We start from the raw sequence: 14,888 nt of genomic DNA on the forward strand, positions 1-14,888 counted from the left end.
TCATCCTTGCCGCTTGAAGCCGGTCACGGCGGGGCGTGGCGGCCAGGGCAAGCGTTCACGCCGCCCCTGGTTGTCGAAAATCAGGCCATCGGCGTCGATGTCCTGCAACACGATCCCCGGTGCCAGGCGCTGGCCGCGGCCCAAGGTGCGCACCTGCTGGCCGTAGCGCAGCACCACGACGCTGGCCGACAACGGCTTGGCCTTGAGGCCGCCCAGGTACTGCAATGGCAACCGGGTGAGCGCAATCGAGCCGTCGTCGCCTGGCGCTTGCCAATGGCCGACCAGCAACCCCGGCAGCGGGGCGTCGACGGTAACCGGGGCGCTGGCCGGTTGCGGCTGGCGCGCCAGTTGCAGCACGCATTGGGCGGCAAGCCACCCGGCCAGCGTCAGCAGGCCACCGGTCATCAGGCGAGCAGCGAATGTCATGACATCAGCTGCCGTGGGTGCCAGCCTGGGTGGCCTTGCACGTAGCGCACCTGCGGCACTTGCAAGGCCGCCAGTTGCCAACCCGGCTGCTGCCGCCCGAGCCAGGCCTCGACCCGTTGCCACAACGGCTCACCGGCTTGGGGCTCGAATTGCAGACCAAAGGTGCGGCACAGGCCCTGCACCGGATCCAGGCCAGTGATGCGCTTGCCTTGCGGGCTGTAGCTCACCTGCCAGGCCTGGCCCTGCCAGCGTGGCAGGTCCTGGCTGTTGTCCAGCAGCAAGGGGTCACCGAACAGTTGCTCGGCGGCGTTTTCCAGCACCTGCTCGACCTGCCGGGCGGGCGCCTCGACCACCGGTGCCGGGTAGCCGCCGGTGAGGCTGATCAGGTGCTCGCGCGTGATGGCCTCGCCAGCGGCCAATGGGTAGTCATAGCGCAGGCCCGGCAACAGCACCGGCATGCTGCTGTCATCGGCCAGGGCCTGGTGCAGCAAACGGTCCCAACTGCCGCCACGCGTGTCGCGACGCCACAGCGCCTGTGGCGCAACCGCCAGCGGCTGGTCGAGCCACGCTGCATGGCCTGCGCGCTGCTGGCGCAACTCGGCCTGCAACTGGCTGGCGCGCAACTGCGCTGCGGGTGAGAGTTGCTGGGCCAATGCAGGAAAGAAGCGCCCATCGAACTGCCATTGCCCGGCAACCTGTTGGCAACGCAGGCGAAACGCACCACTGCCCCGGCAACCGGCAAACAACACCGGGATGCGCCGGCCACTGGCCTGGGTCGCCTGCACAGGTGTGGGCCACAGGTCCTGGCCACGTGCGCAGAGCAGCACGTCGATCTGCGCCACGCGCTCGGCCAGCCACAGGCCCGGGCCGGTGCCGACATCCGCCAGCGCCACCACCAGGTCCGCTTCGCGGCGGGCCTGCTCGAAGGTCGGCAGCAGCGATTGGTACCACTGTTTGAGCGAGGCTTTCTGGTCCTGGGCGTAAGGGTCGGTGACGCCCACCACGGCGATGCGTGCACCGCCGCGCTCGAAAATGTGCAGAGGCTCCAGGCCCAAGGTTTTGCGTTGTCCGTCGGCAATACCCGCAGCAAGGGTCATCGCTGAAGACTGGTGGTAAAGGGCGGCACTGCGCTGTGGCCAAAGCACGCGTTCATCACTGCTCACACGGGCTTCGCTGCCCAACAGCCGGCTGCCCTGCACACCGCTCTCGCCCTGGGTCAGATAGGCCAGGCCACTGCCGTTCCAGCCCTGGCCGTTCTCGAGGGTCAGGCTATTGCCCGGCCCCACCTCGGCGCGCAGCTGTTCCAACAGGGCCGCAAGCACGGCATAGCCACCCAGTTGCACGCCGGCCGCCTGACTGGCATCGAGCAAAGGCGCGAGTTGAGGGTAAGCCACGCTGGCGCTGTCGCCGGTCATCCAGGGGGCACGGCCCAGGTGGCTGACCGGGCCCAGGCGGGTCGCCGGCACCACGGGCTGGCCGGGCTGGCGCGCATCGAGGGTGTCGGCGACGTACAACAGGTCCAGGCTGGCATCGCCGCCGCGCTGGCCCGGGAATGCAGAACAGGCACCGAGCAACGGTGCCAGGGCACCGACACCCATCCATCTGATCATTTCGCGCCTGTACACACTGCTTGCCATCGGGCCCGCCATCCTTATCCGAGTTCTCTTTGGGCCCCGGATGTTGCGGCGTTGGCATTACAGTTTGATGGCAGAAATCCGACAACCATTCCAGATTGTTCTGTCTGGCACAGCGATAAGAACTTAATGTTTTAAAGCGACGTTAATATTTCTGCCAAAGAATCATCATCTTTGCGCACTAAAGTCGCGGTTTCCTCCAACTCAGCCAATACAAGGACACCCTGATGAGTCGAGAAACCGGCGACAACCTGGACCGCAACCACAGTGGCAACCTGCCGATGGCCAGCGTCATGGACGCCTACCTCAGCCGTCGCAGCGTGATGCGCGGCAGCCTGGGTGCCGCTATCGCCATGATTGCCGGTACCGGCCTGACCGGCTGCTTCGACAGTGGTGGCGGTTCCGACAACGATGACCCGGCCACCGAGCCGCCGGTTACCGAACCTGAAGTACCGAAACTGGCGCTGGGCTTCCAGTCCATCGCGGGTTCACGCACCGACGCCTGTGTCGTCGCCGCCGGCTACAGTGCCTACGTGCTGGCACCGTGGGGCACGCCGATCAACAGCAACGCCAACCCCTGGAAACCGGACGGCAGCAATACCTCCAGCGACCAGGCCAATGCCATGGGCATGCACCATGACGGCATGCACTTCTTCCCCATCAATGGCAGTTCCGAAGACGGCCTGCTGGCGATCAACTTCGAATACATCGATGCCGCCGCCCTGCACCCCAACGGCCCGACCACCGACGCCAGCGGCAATCGCCCGGCCGAAGAAGTGCGCAAGGAAATCAACGCCCACGGTGCCGGCGTGGTGCGCCTGCAGAAGCTCAACGGGCGCTGGCAGGTGGTCGACAACGACCCGCTCAACCGCCGTTTCACCACCGCCTCACGCATGGAAATCACTGGCCCGCTGCGTGGCACCGACCACGTCAAGACCAAGTATTCGGCTGACGGCACGCACTGCCGCGGCACCAACAACAACTGCGGCAACGGCTACACCCCGTGGGGCACTTACCTGACCTGCGAAGAGAACTGGCCTGGCATTTTCGTCAACAAGGACACCCGTCCGGAGGACCAGCGACGCATCGGCGTAGGCACCTCCAGCGGCCAGTACAAGTGGGAGACCGCTGCTGGTGACAGCACCGAAGAAAACGATGAATTCGCCCGCTTCGACGTGACCATCAAAGGTGCCAGCGCCACCGACGACTACCGCAACGAAGCCAGCACCTATGGCTACATCGTCGAGATCGACCCGTACAACAGCAGCACCCTGGCCACCAAGCGCACCGCACTCGGCCGCTTCCGCCACGAAGGCTGCTGCCCGGGCCTGCCGGTGGCCGGTAAACCGCTGGTCTGGTACATGGGCGACGACTCCAACAACGAGTACCTGTACAAGTTCGTCTCCACCGCGGTGTGGGATGCCGCCGACGCAAGCCCGGCCGACCGCCTGGCCACCGGCGCCAAGTACATGGACCAGGGCAACCTCTACGTGGCCCGCTTCAATGCAGACGGCACGGGCGAGTGGATCCTGCTCGACGTGACCACCGCCACCACTGCCGGCAGCACCCTCGGGGCGCTGTACGGTGACCTGGCAGGCATCATCCTCAACACTCGCGGTGCCGGTGATGCAGTGGGCGCAACACCGATGGACCGCCCGGAATGGACAGCGGTAAACCCGCTCAATGGCGACGTCTACCTGACCCTGACCAACAACAGTGCGCGCACCCCGGAAAAAGTCGATGCGGCCAACCCGCGTGGCCCGAACCGCCACGGCCACATCATCCGCTGGCACGACAGCGACGATCACGTGAGCTTCACCTGGGATATCTTCGTGTTCGGTGCCAACGCCGCCGGCACCGCAGACATCAACCGCTCGGGCCTGACCGAACTCAACCAGTTCGCCAGCCCCGACGGCATGAGCTTCGATAGCCGTGGCGTGTTGTGGTTCGAGACTGACAACGGCGAGAGCACGGTCACCGATTACACCAACGATCAGTTGCTGGCGGTGATCCCTACCGACCTGGTGGATGCCGCTGGCAACCAAATACCGGTCAATGCCCAGAACCAGGTGGACTTGCGCCGCTTCTTCGTCGGGCCGAACGGCAGCGAGGTGACCGGGATTGCCTTCAGCCCGGACAACAAGTCGATGTTCGTCAATATCCAGCACCCGGAAAACTGGCCTTACACCGACAAGGCCACCGATGTGACCCCAGCGGGGACCACGGTACGGCCGAGGGCTTCGACCGTGGTGATCCAGCGCGATGATGGCGGGGAGATCGGGACCGTCTGATCCGTTTTTGCATCAGGGCCGCTGCGCGGCCCAATCGCCGGCAAGCCGGCTCCTACAGGTATGGGAGCCGGTTTGCCGGCGATTGGGCTGCACGGCAGCCCTTGAACATGATCACCAGGCCATTGGTGCCCGACTCTTCACCCGCACCTGCTGCGCCGGCACCCGCGCATGCCACTGCACCACCCCCAACGCCTCCAGCTCAAACGCGCTGCGTATCGTCCTGCCCTGTTCTTCGAACGAAAGCTGCAACTGAAAATGCCCACTGTTGAGCAGCAACCCTTCGCTCAACCGCTCAAACGTTTCGTCATCCACCGCCCCCAGCGCCTGACGCAACGCTGCGGCATCTACATAGCCCGACGCCGGCCGACCACTGACGATGCGGCTGAGCAACGAGCGGGGATACCGCCCTTCATAAAGCGCCTCCAGCAATGGCAGATGCTCCAGGCCTACAGCATTGGCATTCAGGCGCCAGCCGGTCGTCTGCGGCAAAGCACACAACATCGGATAACGGCGCTGGCGCGAGGCATCCGCTTCGAGCAGCAGGTTCAACTCACTGGTGTCCAGCATCGGCTGGTTGGCCGCCAGACGAGGCGGCTGCTGGCGCAGATACTGGGCACTTTCGGCGCCTTGCAGGCGTGCATCGCTGTCGCTGTCGAGCCAGTCTGCCAAGGCGTCGACCAGACGTTGCGCGGCCATGTTGTCGCCCAGCAAACGCCGTAGCTGGCGCTCGGCACGTTCACCGTCATCCCCCAGCAGCGCATTGACGTTGAAACAGGTGTGCTGGTCGTACACCCGCAGTTGTGCCTGGCCGGCGCCAAAATCGTACGTCAACGGTTGCCCCCGCAGCGCCTGCCAGAACAGCGGGCTAAGCCGCCAGGCGGGGTCACGCAAGGCCTGCTCGGCATAGGCCAGGCCAGCCTGCTCCATGGCCCGCACCTGTACCCGTTGGCGCAGCAGCTGTACGTCATCGACCTGACGCCGCCCGTCCTCCACCAGCCAGGCCATACCCGCTGCGAGCATCGCCAGTACCACCAACACCATCAGCAGCGCGGCGCCCTGCTGTCGCTTGCCACCCATGGCGCAGCACTCCTCTTATCGAACAAGGCGCCAGTCAACAGGGGAGTTGTTGCAGGCAGATTGCAAATACCTTGCAGTCATGTTCGCGTCATCTACGCGAGGCAGGATTGGCCTTTCTTTTCATGGCCTTACAGGAGTGGTCGTAATGGGTGGCATCGGAATCTGGCAGCTGGTGATCGTACTGATGATCGTGTTTCTGCTGTTTGGCACCAAACGCCTCAAGGGTCTGGGCAGTGATGTTGGCGAAGCGATCCAGGGCTTTCGCAAGTCCATGGGGGGCGACAGCGATGCCAGCACCCAAACTGCAGCACCGCAGGTACAACAGGAGCCACTGACCCGTTCGCCTGCGCCACAGCCGCACGCGGATCGGCAGGCCTGATGTTCGAGGTAGGCTTCAGCGAGATGCTGCTGGTGGGCATGGTCGCGCTGCTGGTGCTTGGCCCGGAACGCTTGCCCGTCGCGGCGCGTACGCTGGGCCGTGGCCTGGGCCAGGCGCGCCGGGCAATGCAGGGTTTGCGCGCGCAGATGGAACGCGAAATCGACATGCCCAACCTCGACAGCGCGCCATTGCAACGCCTCGAGCAGGAGCTGCGCCAGGGCATCAGCCTCAAGGCGGAACCGGCCACTGACGCTGCAACGGCCACGGTCATTCGGGAGACCACCTCATGAGTATCGCCCTGGACCCGGCGGCACACATGCCGCTCACCGGTCACCTGCGCGACCTGCGCAGGCGCCTGGTGCGCTGCCTGCTACTGGTCGCGCTGGTGTTCGCCGGCCTGTTCCCCTTCGCCCAGCAGCTCTACACACTGATTTCCGAACCGCTGCGCCGCTTCCTTCCGGAAGGCGCCAGCATGATCGCCACCAGTGTCACCTCGCCCTTTCTCACACCGTTCAAGCTGACCGCGATGTGTGCGCTGTTCGTGGCCATGCCGCTGCTGCTGCATCAGGCCTGGGGTTTTCTTGCGCCGGGCCTTTACCGCCGCGAGCGGCGCATCGCCCTGCCCTTGCTGGTGTCGAGCATCGTGCTGTTCTACGCCGGCATGGCGTTCGCCTTCTACCTGGTATTCCCGATGATGTTCGGCTTTTTTGCCAGCGTGACGCCGGACGGCGTGGCGATGATGACCGACATCAGCCAGTACCTGGACTTCATCATGGCGCTGTTCCTGGCGTTCGGCCTGGCCTTCGAGATCCCGGTGGCAACGTTCATCGTGGTCTGGGTGGGGCTGGCCGACGTGGCCACATTACGGCGCAGCAGGCCCTACGTAGTTGTCGGCTGCTTTGTGGTAGGGATGGTCCTGACGCCGCCGGATGTGTTCTCACAGACCATGCTGGCGGTGCCGATGTGGGTGCTGTTCGAGGTGGGGTTGCTGGCGTGTGCCGGGTTGCGGCGGGAGGGGCAAGCGCCGCAGAGCGTCGCTGAATGAACCGGGTTCATCGCCGGCAAGCCGGCGATGAACTCAGCTCGGCCTAGAAATCGGCGAGGCGCCAGACTTCGTAGGCCGGTGTTTCGTAAGGATGGCTCTGCCTGAGCGCAGCGACGACCTGGGTAATCAGGTCGTCGGCCACCACCAGCTCCACCTTCCACTCCTCCACCACCTCGACCTGGCCGGTTTGCCCAAGGAACGGCTGGCTGCCGTCCAAGGGGCGAAACTGGCCGTGGCCCAGGGTTTGCCAGGCGCAGTGGTCGTAGTCGCCGATACGCCCGCCACCGGCGGCGAACACGGCGGCCTTGACCACGTCGACGTGGCTGGCCGGGACGAAGAAGGCGAGCTTGTACACGCCTTAGTTCACCCAGACGCGCGCGTTACGGAACATACGCATCAGCGCGGCGTCTTCCTGCCACTCATCCGGGCGCCAGGAGTTCTGCACGGCGCGGAACACGCGCTCCGGGTGCGGCATCATGATGGTCACGCGGCCGTCGCGGCTGGTCAGGCCGGTGATACCACGCGGCGAGCCGTTCGGGTTGGCCGGGTAGGCTTCGGTGACCTTGCCGTGGTTGTCGACGTAGCGCAGGGCCACGCAACCGGACAGGTCGGCTTCCAGCAGTGCCTCTTCGCTGGCGAATTCGGCATGGCCTTCACCGTGGGCAATGGCGATCGGCATGCGCGAACCGGCCATGCCCTGCAGGAAGATCGAGTTGGACTTCTGCACCTCGACCATGGCCACACGGGCTTCGAACTGCTCCGAGCGGTTGCGCACGAAGTGCGGCCAGTACTCGGTGCCCGGGATCAGCTCGTGAAGGTTGGACATCATCTGGCAACCGTTGCACACGCCCAGGGCGAAGCTGTCGGTACGCTCGAAGAAGGCCTGGAAGGCATCACGGGCACGGGCGTTGAACAAGGCCGACTTGGCCCAGCCTTCACCGGCACCGAGCACGTCACCGTAAGAGAAACCACCGCAGGCAACCAGGCCCTTGAAGGCTTCGAAGTCGACGCGGCCAGCGAGGATGTCGCTCATGTGCACGTCGATGGCGGCGAAGCCGGCGCGGTCGAAGGCGGCAGCCATCTCGACCTGGCCGTTGACGCCCTGCTCACGCAGGATCGCCACTTGCGGGCGCACGCCCTTCTTGATGTACGGCGCAGCGATGTCCTCGTTGACGTCGTAACCAACCTTGACAGACAGGCCCGGGTTGTCTTCTTCGAGCAGCGCGTCGAACTCCTGGTCGGCGCAGTCGGCGTTGTCACGCAGGCGCTGAACCTGGTAGCTGGTCTCGGCCCACTGGCGCTGCAGCATGCGACGGTCGTCGTCGAACAGCACCTGGCCGTTCAGGCTGATGGACACCTCGGCGTTGTTGACCGGTTTGCCGATCACCGCCACGCAACCTTCACCCAGGCCTGCGGCGCTGAACTGCGCCAGCACGTCCGGGGTAGCATCCTGGCGAACCTGGATGACTGCGCCCAGCTCTTCGTTGAAGAGGATGGCCGGCACGTCATTGCTGTTGTCGGTCAGCGGGTCCAGTTGCAGGTCGAGGCCGCAGTGGCCGGCGAAGGCCATTTCCAGCACGGTAGTCAGCAGGCCGCCGTCGGAACGGTCGTGGTAGGCCAGCAGGTGGCCGTCGGCGTTCAGGCCCTGGATCACGGCGAAGAATGCCTTGAGGTCTTCGGCGTCGTCGACGTCCGGAGCCTGGGCTGCGATCTTGCCGTAGGTCTGCGCCAGGATCGAAGCGCCCATGCGGTTCTTGCCGCGGCCCAGGTCGATCAGGATCAGGTCCGTCTCACCCTTGTCCATGCGCAGTTGCGGGGTCAGGGTCTTGCGGATGTCGGTGACCGGGGCGAAGCCGGTGATGATCAGCGACATTGGCGAAGTGACGCTCTTCTCGACGCCCTCTTCACTCCACTTGGTCTTCATCGACATGGAGTCCTTGCCGACCGGAATGGTCAGGCCCAGCTCCGGGCACAACTCCATACCGACAGCCTTGACGGTGTCGTACAGACGGGCGTCTTCGCCTGGGTGGCCGGCAGCGGACATCCAGTTGGCCGACAGTTTGATGTCGGACAGCTTTTCAATCTGCGCGGCAGCCAGGTTGGTCAGGGTTTCACCGATCGCCATGCGGCCGGACGCTGGCGCGTCGAGCACTGCCAGCGGCGTGCGCTCACCCATGGCCATGGCTTCACCGGTGTACACGTCGAAGCTGGTGGCCGTGACGGCGCAGTCGGCTACCGGTACCTGCCACGGGCCGACCATCTGGTCGCGGGCCACCAGGCCGGTGATGGTGCGGTCGCCGATGGTGATCAGGAAGCTCTTGCTGGCAACCGCCGGGTGGTTCAGGACACGCTGCACGGCGCTGTCCAGGTCTACCTTGCTCGGGTCGAAATCATCGCCCAGTTCGGCTTCGCGGGTTACCGAACGGTGCATGCGCGGCGGCTTGCCCAGCAGCACGTCAAGCGGCATGTCCACCGGCGTATTGCCGAAGTGGCTGTCGGTCACGGTCAGGTGCGGCTCTTCGGTCGCCTCGCCAACGACGGCGAACGGGCAGCGCTCGCGCTCACAGATGGCCTGGAAGCGTTCGAAGTCGACAGCGCTGACGGCCAGCACATAACGCTCCTGCGATTCGTTGCTCCAGATTTCGTGCGGGGCCATGCCCGGCTCGTCGTTGGGCACATTGCGCAGTTCGAAGCGGCCACCGCGGCCACCGTCGTTCACCAGTTCAGGGAAGGCGTTGGAAATGCCGCCGGCGCCAACGTCATGGATGAAGGCGATCGGGTTCTTGTCGCCCAGCTGCCAGCAACGGTCGATGACCTCCTGGCAACGGCGCTCCATTTCCGGGTTTTCGCGCTGCACCGAGGCGAAGTCCAGGTCCGCCGAGCTGGCACCGGTGGCGACCGACGAAGCGGCGCCGCCGCCCAGGCCGATCAGCATGGCCGGGCCACCGAGCACGATCAGCTTGGCGCCGACGGTGATTTCGGCCTTCTGTACGTGGTCTTCACGGATGTTGCCCATGCCGCCGGCCAGCATGATCGGCTTGTGGTAGCCGCGCACTTCTTCACCGTGCGGGGTGTTGATGGCCTGCTCGAAGGTACGGAAGTAGCCGGTCAGAGCCGGGCGACCGAATTCGTTGTTGAACGCTGCGCCACCCAGCGGGCCTTCGATCATGATGTCGAGGGCGTCAACGATACGCTCAGGTTTACCGTAGGCCTGCTCCCATGGCTGTTCGAAGCCCGGGATGCGCAGGTTGGACACGGTGAAGCCGGTCAGGCCGGCTTTTGGCTTGGCGCCACGGCCGGTAGCACCTTCGTCACGGATTTCGCCGCCCGAGCCGGTGGAGGCACCGGAGAACGGAGCGATGGCGGTCGGGTGGTTGTGCGTCTCGACCTTCATCAGGATGTGCACCGGCTCCTGAACCGCGCCGTACTGGCGGGTCTCAGGGTTCGGGAAGAAACGCCCGGCAACGTTGCCGACGATCACCGAGGCGTTGTCCTTGTACGCAGACAGCACGCCTTCGCTGTGCATCTGGTAGGTGTTCTTGATCATGCCGAACAGGCTCTTTTCCTGAGCCTGGCCGTCGATGTCCCAACTGGCGTTGAAGATCTTGTGGCGGCAGTGTTCGGAGTTGGCCTGGGCGAACATCATCAGCTCGATGTCGTTCGGGTTGCGTTTGAGCCCCTGGAAGGCGTTGACCAGGTAGTCGATCTCGTCTTCGGCCAGGGCCAGGCCCAGCTCGATGTTGGCCTTGGCCAGCGCGTCGCGGCCACCGGCCAGGATATCGACCGACGTCATCGGCTTGGGCTGGGCATGGCTGAACAGGTCGCTCGCCTGCTCCAGCTGGGCCAGCACGCGCTGGGTCATGCGGTCGTGCAGTTCAGCGGCGACAACGGCGGCGTCGGCGTCGCTCAGGTCACCGGCAACGTAGTAGGCGATGCCGCGCTCCAGGCGCTGGATCGACTGCAGGCCGCAGTTGTGGGCGATGTCGCTGGCCTTGCTGGCCCAGGGCGAGATGGTGCCCAGGCGCGGCACGACCAGGAACAGGCGGCCAGTCGGCTCCTGCACCGGCACGCTCGGGCCGTACTTGAGCAGACGGCCCAGCACCTGCTGCTGGTCGGCGGTCAGCTCGCCGTCGACATCGGCGAAGTGGGCAAATTCGGCATACAAACCAGTAACAGCGGGGACTTTCTGGCTCAGTTGCTCGAGTAATTTACCGTGGCGAAAGGCAGAAAGGGCAGGAGCGCCGCGCAGGATCAACATCGTCGGGACAGCCTCAGGAAGGGGTGTGCTTAGAGGCCGTGCATTCTAGCCTAATTCCGCGGCTTGCGGCACCCGCCAGAGGGCAATGCTGCCGGGCGGCGGAACCGGACTTCGGGGTCAAAAAAAGCGACAAGCCGCAAGCTGCAAGCTACAAGAAAAAACAGGTGGCGCGCAGGTCGCATTTTTCTTGCCGCTTGCAGCTTGCATCACAGAACGCGCTACCAGACAACCTGGCAGTTGTCGAGATATGGCGCCCCCCGTCCTTTGCGTATACTGCAAGCTATGTTCGCCCATACTGCTTTGCGCCAGCGTTGCGCCAAATGGCTTTTCGCAACCGGTCTCTTTCTGTTGCTCGGTGCCTGCGTTGAAAAACCCAGCACCCTCGAGCGCGTGAAGGAGGACGGCGTGCTGCGCGTGATCACCCGCAACAGCCCGGCCACTTATTTCCAGGACCGCAACGGCGAAACCGGCTTCGAGTACGAGCTGGTCAAGCGTTTCGCCGACGATCTTGGCGTCAAGCTGGAGATCGAGACCGCCGACAACCTCGACGAACTGTTCGACGACCTGGGTAAACCGTCCGGTCCGGTGCTGGCAGCGGCCGGCCTGGTCAGCAGCGAGCGGCGCAAGACCCAGGCCAGGTTCTCCCATCCATACCTGGAAGTGACCCCTCAGGTCATCTATCGCAACGGCCGCTCGCGCCCAACAAACCCCAAGGGCCTGGTCGGCAAGAAGATCATGGTGCTCAAAGGCAGCAGCCACGCCGACCAGCTGGCCGAACTGAAAAGGCGCTACCCGGGCCTGGAATACGAAGAGTCCGACGCGGTGGAGGTGGTCGACCTGTTGCGCATGGTCGATGAAGGGCAGGTCGACCTGACGCTGGTCGACTCCAACGAACTGGCGATGAACCAGGTGTACTTCCCCAACGTGCGGGTGGCCTTCGACCTTGGCGAAACCCGCAACCAACGCTGGGCGGTCGCCCCGGGTGAAGACAACAGCCTGCTGAACGAAGTCAACGAATTCCTCGACAAATCGCAGAAAAACGGCACCCTGCAGCGTTTGAAAGACCGCTATTACGGCCACGTCGACGTGCTCGGTTACGTGGGCGCCTACACATTTGCGCAGCATTTGCAGCAGCGCCTGCCCAAATACGAAAAATACTTCAAGAGCTACGCCAAGGTCGAACAGGTGGACTGGCGCCTGCTGGCCGCGATCGGTTATCAGGAATCCTTGTGGCAACCGGAAGTCACCTCCAAGACCGGCGTACGCGGCCTGATGATGCTGACCCAGCGCACCGCCCAGGCGATGGGCGTGTCCAACCGCCTGGACCCGAGGCAGAGCATCAAAGGTGGTGCCAAATACTTCATGCTGGTCAAGCAGCAGCTCGACGACAGCATCAAGGAGCCAGACCGCACCTGGTTCGCCCTGGCGGCCTACAACGTCGGCAGCGGCCACCTTGAAGACGCGCGCACGCTGGCCAAACGAGAAAAGCTCAACCCGAACAAGTGGCTGGACGTGAAGAAGATGCTGCCGCGCCTGTCGCAGAAACAGTGGTACCGCCAGACCAAGTACGGTTACGCCCGTGGTGGCGAGCCGGTGCATTTCGTGGCCAACATCCGCCGCTACTACGACATCCTCACCTGGGTGACCCAGCCGCAGCTCGAGGGCCAGGTGGCCGAGGGCAACCTGCACGTGCCGGGGGTCAACAAGGACAAACCGGCGGAACAGTCGCCGCCGATGTAGGCGCTGCCTTGTGTTGCGAAAGGCCCGCACAGCTGTCCAGGGTTCAGTATTGAGGCATTAAAGGCGGGGCTGCCTTGCAGCCCTTTCGCGACACGAGGCCGCTCCTACACCTTGGCGCGCCGCGCCTTGAAGAATTCGCTCAAGATTGCGCCACATTCCTCGGCCAGCACCCCTCCTTCGAACATTACCCGATGGTTCAGGAAGCCCTGGCTGAAAAATTGCCCCTGGCTCTGCACGATGCCGGCCTTGGGCTCCAGCGCGCCATACACCACCCGGGCCACCCGCGAATGCACGATCAGCCCCGCGCACATGCTGCAAGGCTCCAGGGTCACATAAAGGGTGCTGCCCGGCAGGCGGTAATTGCTCGCAGACTTTGCCGCCGCGCGGATGGCGACCATCTCGGCATGGGCACTGGGGTCGCTGTCGATGATCGGCCGGTTGAAGCCCTGCCCGATCACCTGGCCGTGCTGCACCAGCACCGCGCCCACCGGCACCTCGCCCAGCGCGGCACCTTGTGCCGCCAGGTCCAGGGCCATGCGCATGAATTCCTGATCACGGCTGCGATCGATGATCTGTGGGCGCATCAGACCACCGCAATCGCGGCCATCAGGCCGGTTTCCATGTGGTCGATGACATGGCAGTGGAACATCCAGGTGCCTGGATTATCGGCCACCAGCGCCACCTGGGCCCGCTCGTTCTTGCCCAGCAGGTAGGTGTCGGTGAACCACGGCTCGACGATCTTGTGCCTGTTGGAGGCAATGACCTTGAAGCTCATGCCATGCAGGTGGATCGGGTGCTGGTATTGGGTCATGTTCTTCAACTCGAAGATGTAGCTCTTGCCTTTTTGCAGCGTGGCGATCGGCCGGTCGGCGCAGGTCTTGTCGGTGATGTCCCAGGCTTGACCATTGATCTGCCAAAGGCTCGGCGGCCTGCCATTTTCGGTGTTGACCGAAACCTTGCCCACCCATTCGAAATTGAAGTTCAGCTTCTCGGCATTCTCCAGATCCGGCTCGGCCACAGGGTTCGGCGGCAAGGCAGGCGGCCAGTCGCTGGGCGCATCGTTGCTGGCTACCGAGCGCAAGGTGCCCAAGCGCACGAAGCCGTCGCGCAGGGAAATCTCTTCACCTGCCTCGGGGATGCGGATCGCCAGGCAGATACGCATGCCTGGCCCCAGCCAGTACTCGTCATCGAGCACACGCGGGGTGACCGGGTTGCCATCGAGGGCGTAGATTCTGGCCTCGTGATTGCCACCCTTGAGGTTCAGGCGATAGGTCCAGGTGTTGTCCAGGTTGAGCAGACGCAGGCGCACCACCTGCCCGGCCGGTAATTCGGTGACCGAGTCAGCCTGGCCATTGATGGTGATCAGCCGACCGGCGGTACCATTGCGCGCCGCTTCGCGGGGGATACTGAATGGCAGCCAGGCACCCTGCTCGTCCACGTGCCAGTTCTTCAGGCTCAGCGTGCGCTCATGCAAAAACCCGGTTGGCTCACGCTCCTCGACGATCAGCGGGCCTACCAGGCCGCGGCCGAGTTCTTCAGAGCTGCTGACGTGCGGGTGGTACCAGTAGCTGCCGGCGTCAGGCACACGGAACTTGTAGTCGAAATACTCGCCCGGCTTGACCGGCAACTGCGACACATACGGCACACCGTCCATTTCCAGCGGCAGGCGGATGCCATGCCAGTGAATGGTGGTTTCCACCGGCAGATGGTTGATGAACCGTACCCGCAGCCAGGTGCCCTGGCGAACCCGCAACTCGGTACCTGGCGCCGACGGGCCGAACGCCCAGGCCTCGGTCTTGAAGCCGGGCACAAGCTCGACCTCCAGGGGCGCCGCGATCAGCTCGTAGTCGTGCCCGGCATTCTCGTCCTCGACCTTGCCCAGCCAGTACCGCGCTGCGCCTCCGGCGCCCAGGCCTACTACAACCAGGCCGGTCAGGCCCTTGAGCATTTGTCGACGGGTGAAGGACATCGGTGCGGGTACCTCGTTTAAGCGCAGTCAAGCTGCCAGCACGGCTGGCGATGAAGGGCGAATACGATA

Annotated in this window: 12 protein-coding genes; 5 read left to right on the forward strand and 7 right to left on the reverse strand. The window is 64.3% G+C overall.

All coding sequences use genetic code 11. The annotated features are described in order from the left end of the window. On the reverse strand, window positions 1–426 hold the full coding sequence (locus tag JOE27_RS11370; protein ID WP_115273988.1) for a pilus assembly protein PilZ: 426 nt from the start codon (window positions 424–426) through the stop codon (window positions 1–3). Further along, a complete protein-coding gene (locus JOE27_RS11375) occupies window positions 423–2,063 on the reverse strand; it encodes a lipoprotein UxpA (protein WP_119687700.1) in 1,641 nt (546 codons plus the stop codon). Before JOE27_RS11375 ends, JOE27_RS11370 begins: the two co-directional genes overlap by 4 nt. Before the next feature lie 224 nt (window positions 2,064–2,287). On the opposite strand from JOE27_RS11375, the gene JOE27_RS11380 reads away from it, so the two are divergent. Next, window positions 2,288–4,351: a PhoX family phosphatase gene (locus tag JOE27_RS11380; RefSeq protein ID WP_125924471.1), complete on the forward strand. Its 2,064-nt coding sequence runs from the start codon at window positions 2,288–2,290 to the stop codon at window positions 4,349–4,351. Between the two features lie 111 nt (window positions 4,352–4,462). On the opposite strand, the gene gspK is transcribed toward JOE27_RS11380, so the two are convergent. Then, the gene (gspK, locus tag JOE27_RS11385) at window positions 4,463–5,428 is read right to left on the reverse strand and encodes a type II secretion system minor pseudopilin GspK (RefSeq protein ID WP_115273985.1); all 966 of its coding nucleotides are present in this window, start codon (window positions 5,426–5,428) and stop codon (window positions 4,463–4,465) included. Window positions 5,429–5,573: 145 nt separating this feature from the next. On the opposite strand from gspK, the gene tatA reads away from it, so the two are divergent. From tatA to tatC, 3 genes are read left to right on the forward strand one after another with little or no spacing between them, the layout of a single operon-like run. Next, window positions 5,574–5,807 carry a twin-arginine translocase TatA/TatE family subunit gene (gene tatA / locus JOE27_RS11390; protein WP_046784392.1) on the forward strand — a complete coding sequence of 78 codons (234 nt, stop codon included), beginning with the start codon at window positions 5,574–5,576 and terminating at the stop codon, window positions 5,805–5,807. Continuing rightward, on the forward strand, window positions 5,807–6,097 hold the full coding sequence (tatB, locus tag JOE27_RS11395) for a Sec-independent protein translocase protein TatB (RefSeq protein WP_204918777.1): 291 nt from the start codon (window positions 5,807–5,809) through the stop codon (window positions 6,095–6,097). The genes tatA and tatB overlap by 1 nt, the downstream gene beginning before the upstream one ends. Further along, window positions 6,094–6,852, forward strand: coding sequence for a twin-arginine translocase subunit TatC (gene tatC, locus JOE27_RS11400; protein WP_119687701.1), 759 nt, complete (start codon window positions 6,094–6,096; stop codon window positions 6,850–6,852). The genes tatB and tatC overlap by 4 nt, the downstream gene beginning before the upstream one ends. A gap of 43 nt (window positions 6,853–6,895) precedes the next feature. Here the strand turns inward: tatC and JOE27_RS11405 are convergent, their stop codons facing one another. Together JOE27_RS11405 and purL are read right to left on the reverse strand one after the other, a co-directional pair. Beyond that, entirely contained in the window at window positions 6,896–7,207 is a 312-nt protein-coding gene (locus JOE27_RS11405) for an NGG1p interacting factor NIF3 (protein WP_174142348.1), read from the reverse strand. A 3-nt stretch (window positions 7,208–7,210) separates the two neighbouring features. After that, complete coding sequence (gene purL / locus JOE27_RS11410) at window positions 7,211–11,110, reverse strand: phosphoribosylformylglycinamidine synthase (RefSeq protein ID WP_115273983.1); 3,900 nt, start codon at window positions 11,108–11,110, stop codon at window positions 7,211–7,213. Between the two features lie 282 nt (window positions 11,111–11,392). On the opposite strand from purL, the gene mltF reads away from it, so the two are divergent. After that, complete coding sequence (mltF, locus tag JOE27_RS11415; protein WP_115273982.1) at window positions 11,393–12,850, forward strand: membrane-bound lytic murein transglycosylase MltF; 1,458 nt, start codon at window positions 11,393–11,395, stop codon at window positions 12,848–12,850. Between the two features lie 104 nt (window positions 12,851–12,954). Here the strand turns inward: mltF and tadA are convergent, their stop codons facing one another. After that, window positions 12,955–13,434: a tRNA adenosine(34) deaminase TadA gene (tadA, locus tag JOE27_RS11420; RefSeq protein WP_115273981.1), complete on the reverse strand. Its 480-nt coding sequence runs from the start codon at window positions 13,432–13,434 to the stop codon at window positions 12,955–12,957. Continuing rightward, window positions 13,434–14,819, reverse strand: coding sequence for a multicopper oxidase family protein (locus JOE27_RS11425; RefSeq protein ID WP_115273980.1), 1,386 nt, complete (start codon window positions 14,817–14,819; stop codon window positions 13,434–13,436). The genes tadA and JOE27_RS11425 overlap by 1 nt, the downstream gene beginning before the upstream one ends. Window positions 14,820–14,888: the final 69 nt, after the last annotated feature.

It is taken from the genome of Pseudomonas sp. M5, assembly GCF_016907075.1.
GTDB classification, from domain to species: Bacteria; Pseudomonadota; Gammaproteobacteria; order Pseudomonadales; family Pseudomonadaceae; genus Aquipseudomonas; species Aquipseudomonas putida_E.

Bases quoted from the DNA above. Each gene is read 5' to 3' on its own strand.
- JOE27_RS11370 (WP_115273988.1), bottom strand. From the start codon at position 426: ATGACATTCGCTGCTCGCCTGATGACCGGTGGCCTGCTGACGCTGGCC.
- JOE27_RS11375 (WP_119687700.1), bottom strand. From the start codon at position 2,063: ATGGCAAGCAGTGTGTACAGGCGCGAAATGATCAGATGGATGGGTGTC.
- JOE27_RS11380 (WP_125924471.1), top strand. From the start codon at position 2,288: ATGAGTCGAGAAACCGGCGACAACCTGGACCGCAACCACAGTGGCAAC.
- gspK (WP_115273985.1), bottom strand. From the start codon at position 5,428: ATGGGTGGCAAGCGACAGCAGGGCGCCGCGCTGCTGATGGTGTTGGTG.
- tatA (WP_046784392.1), top strand. From the start codon at position 5,574: ATGGGTGGCATCGGAATCTGGCAGCTGGTGATCGTACTGATGATCGTG.
- tatB (WP_204918777.1), top strand. From the start codon at position 5,807: ATGTTCGAGGTAGGCTTCAGCGAGATGCTGCTGGTGGGCATGGTCGCG.
- tatC (WP_119687701.1), top strand. From the start codon at position 6,094: ATGAGTATCGCCCTGGACCCGGCGGCACACATGCCGCTCACCGGTCAC.
- purL (WP_115273983.1), bottom strand. From the start codon at position 11,110: ATGTTGATCCTGCGCGGCGCTCCTGCCCTTTCTGCCTTTCGCCACGGT.
- mltF (WP_115273982.1), top strand. From the start codon at position 11,393: ATGTTCGCCCATACTGCTTTGCGCCAGCGTTGCGCCAAATGGCTTTTC.
- tadA (WP_115273981.1), bottom strand. From the start codon at position 13,434: ATGCGCCCACAGATCATCGATCGCAGCCGTGATCAGGAATTCATGCGC.
- JOE27_RS11425 (WP_115273980.1), bottom strand. From the start codon at position 14,819: ATGTCCTTCACCCGTCGACAAATGCTCAAGGGCCTGACCGGCCTGGTT.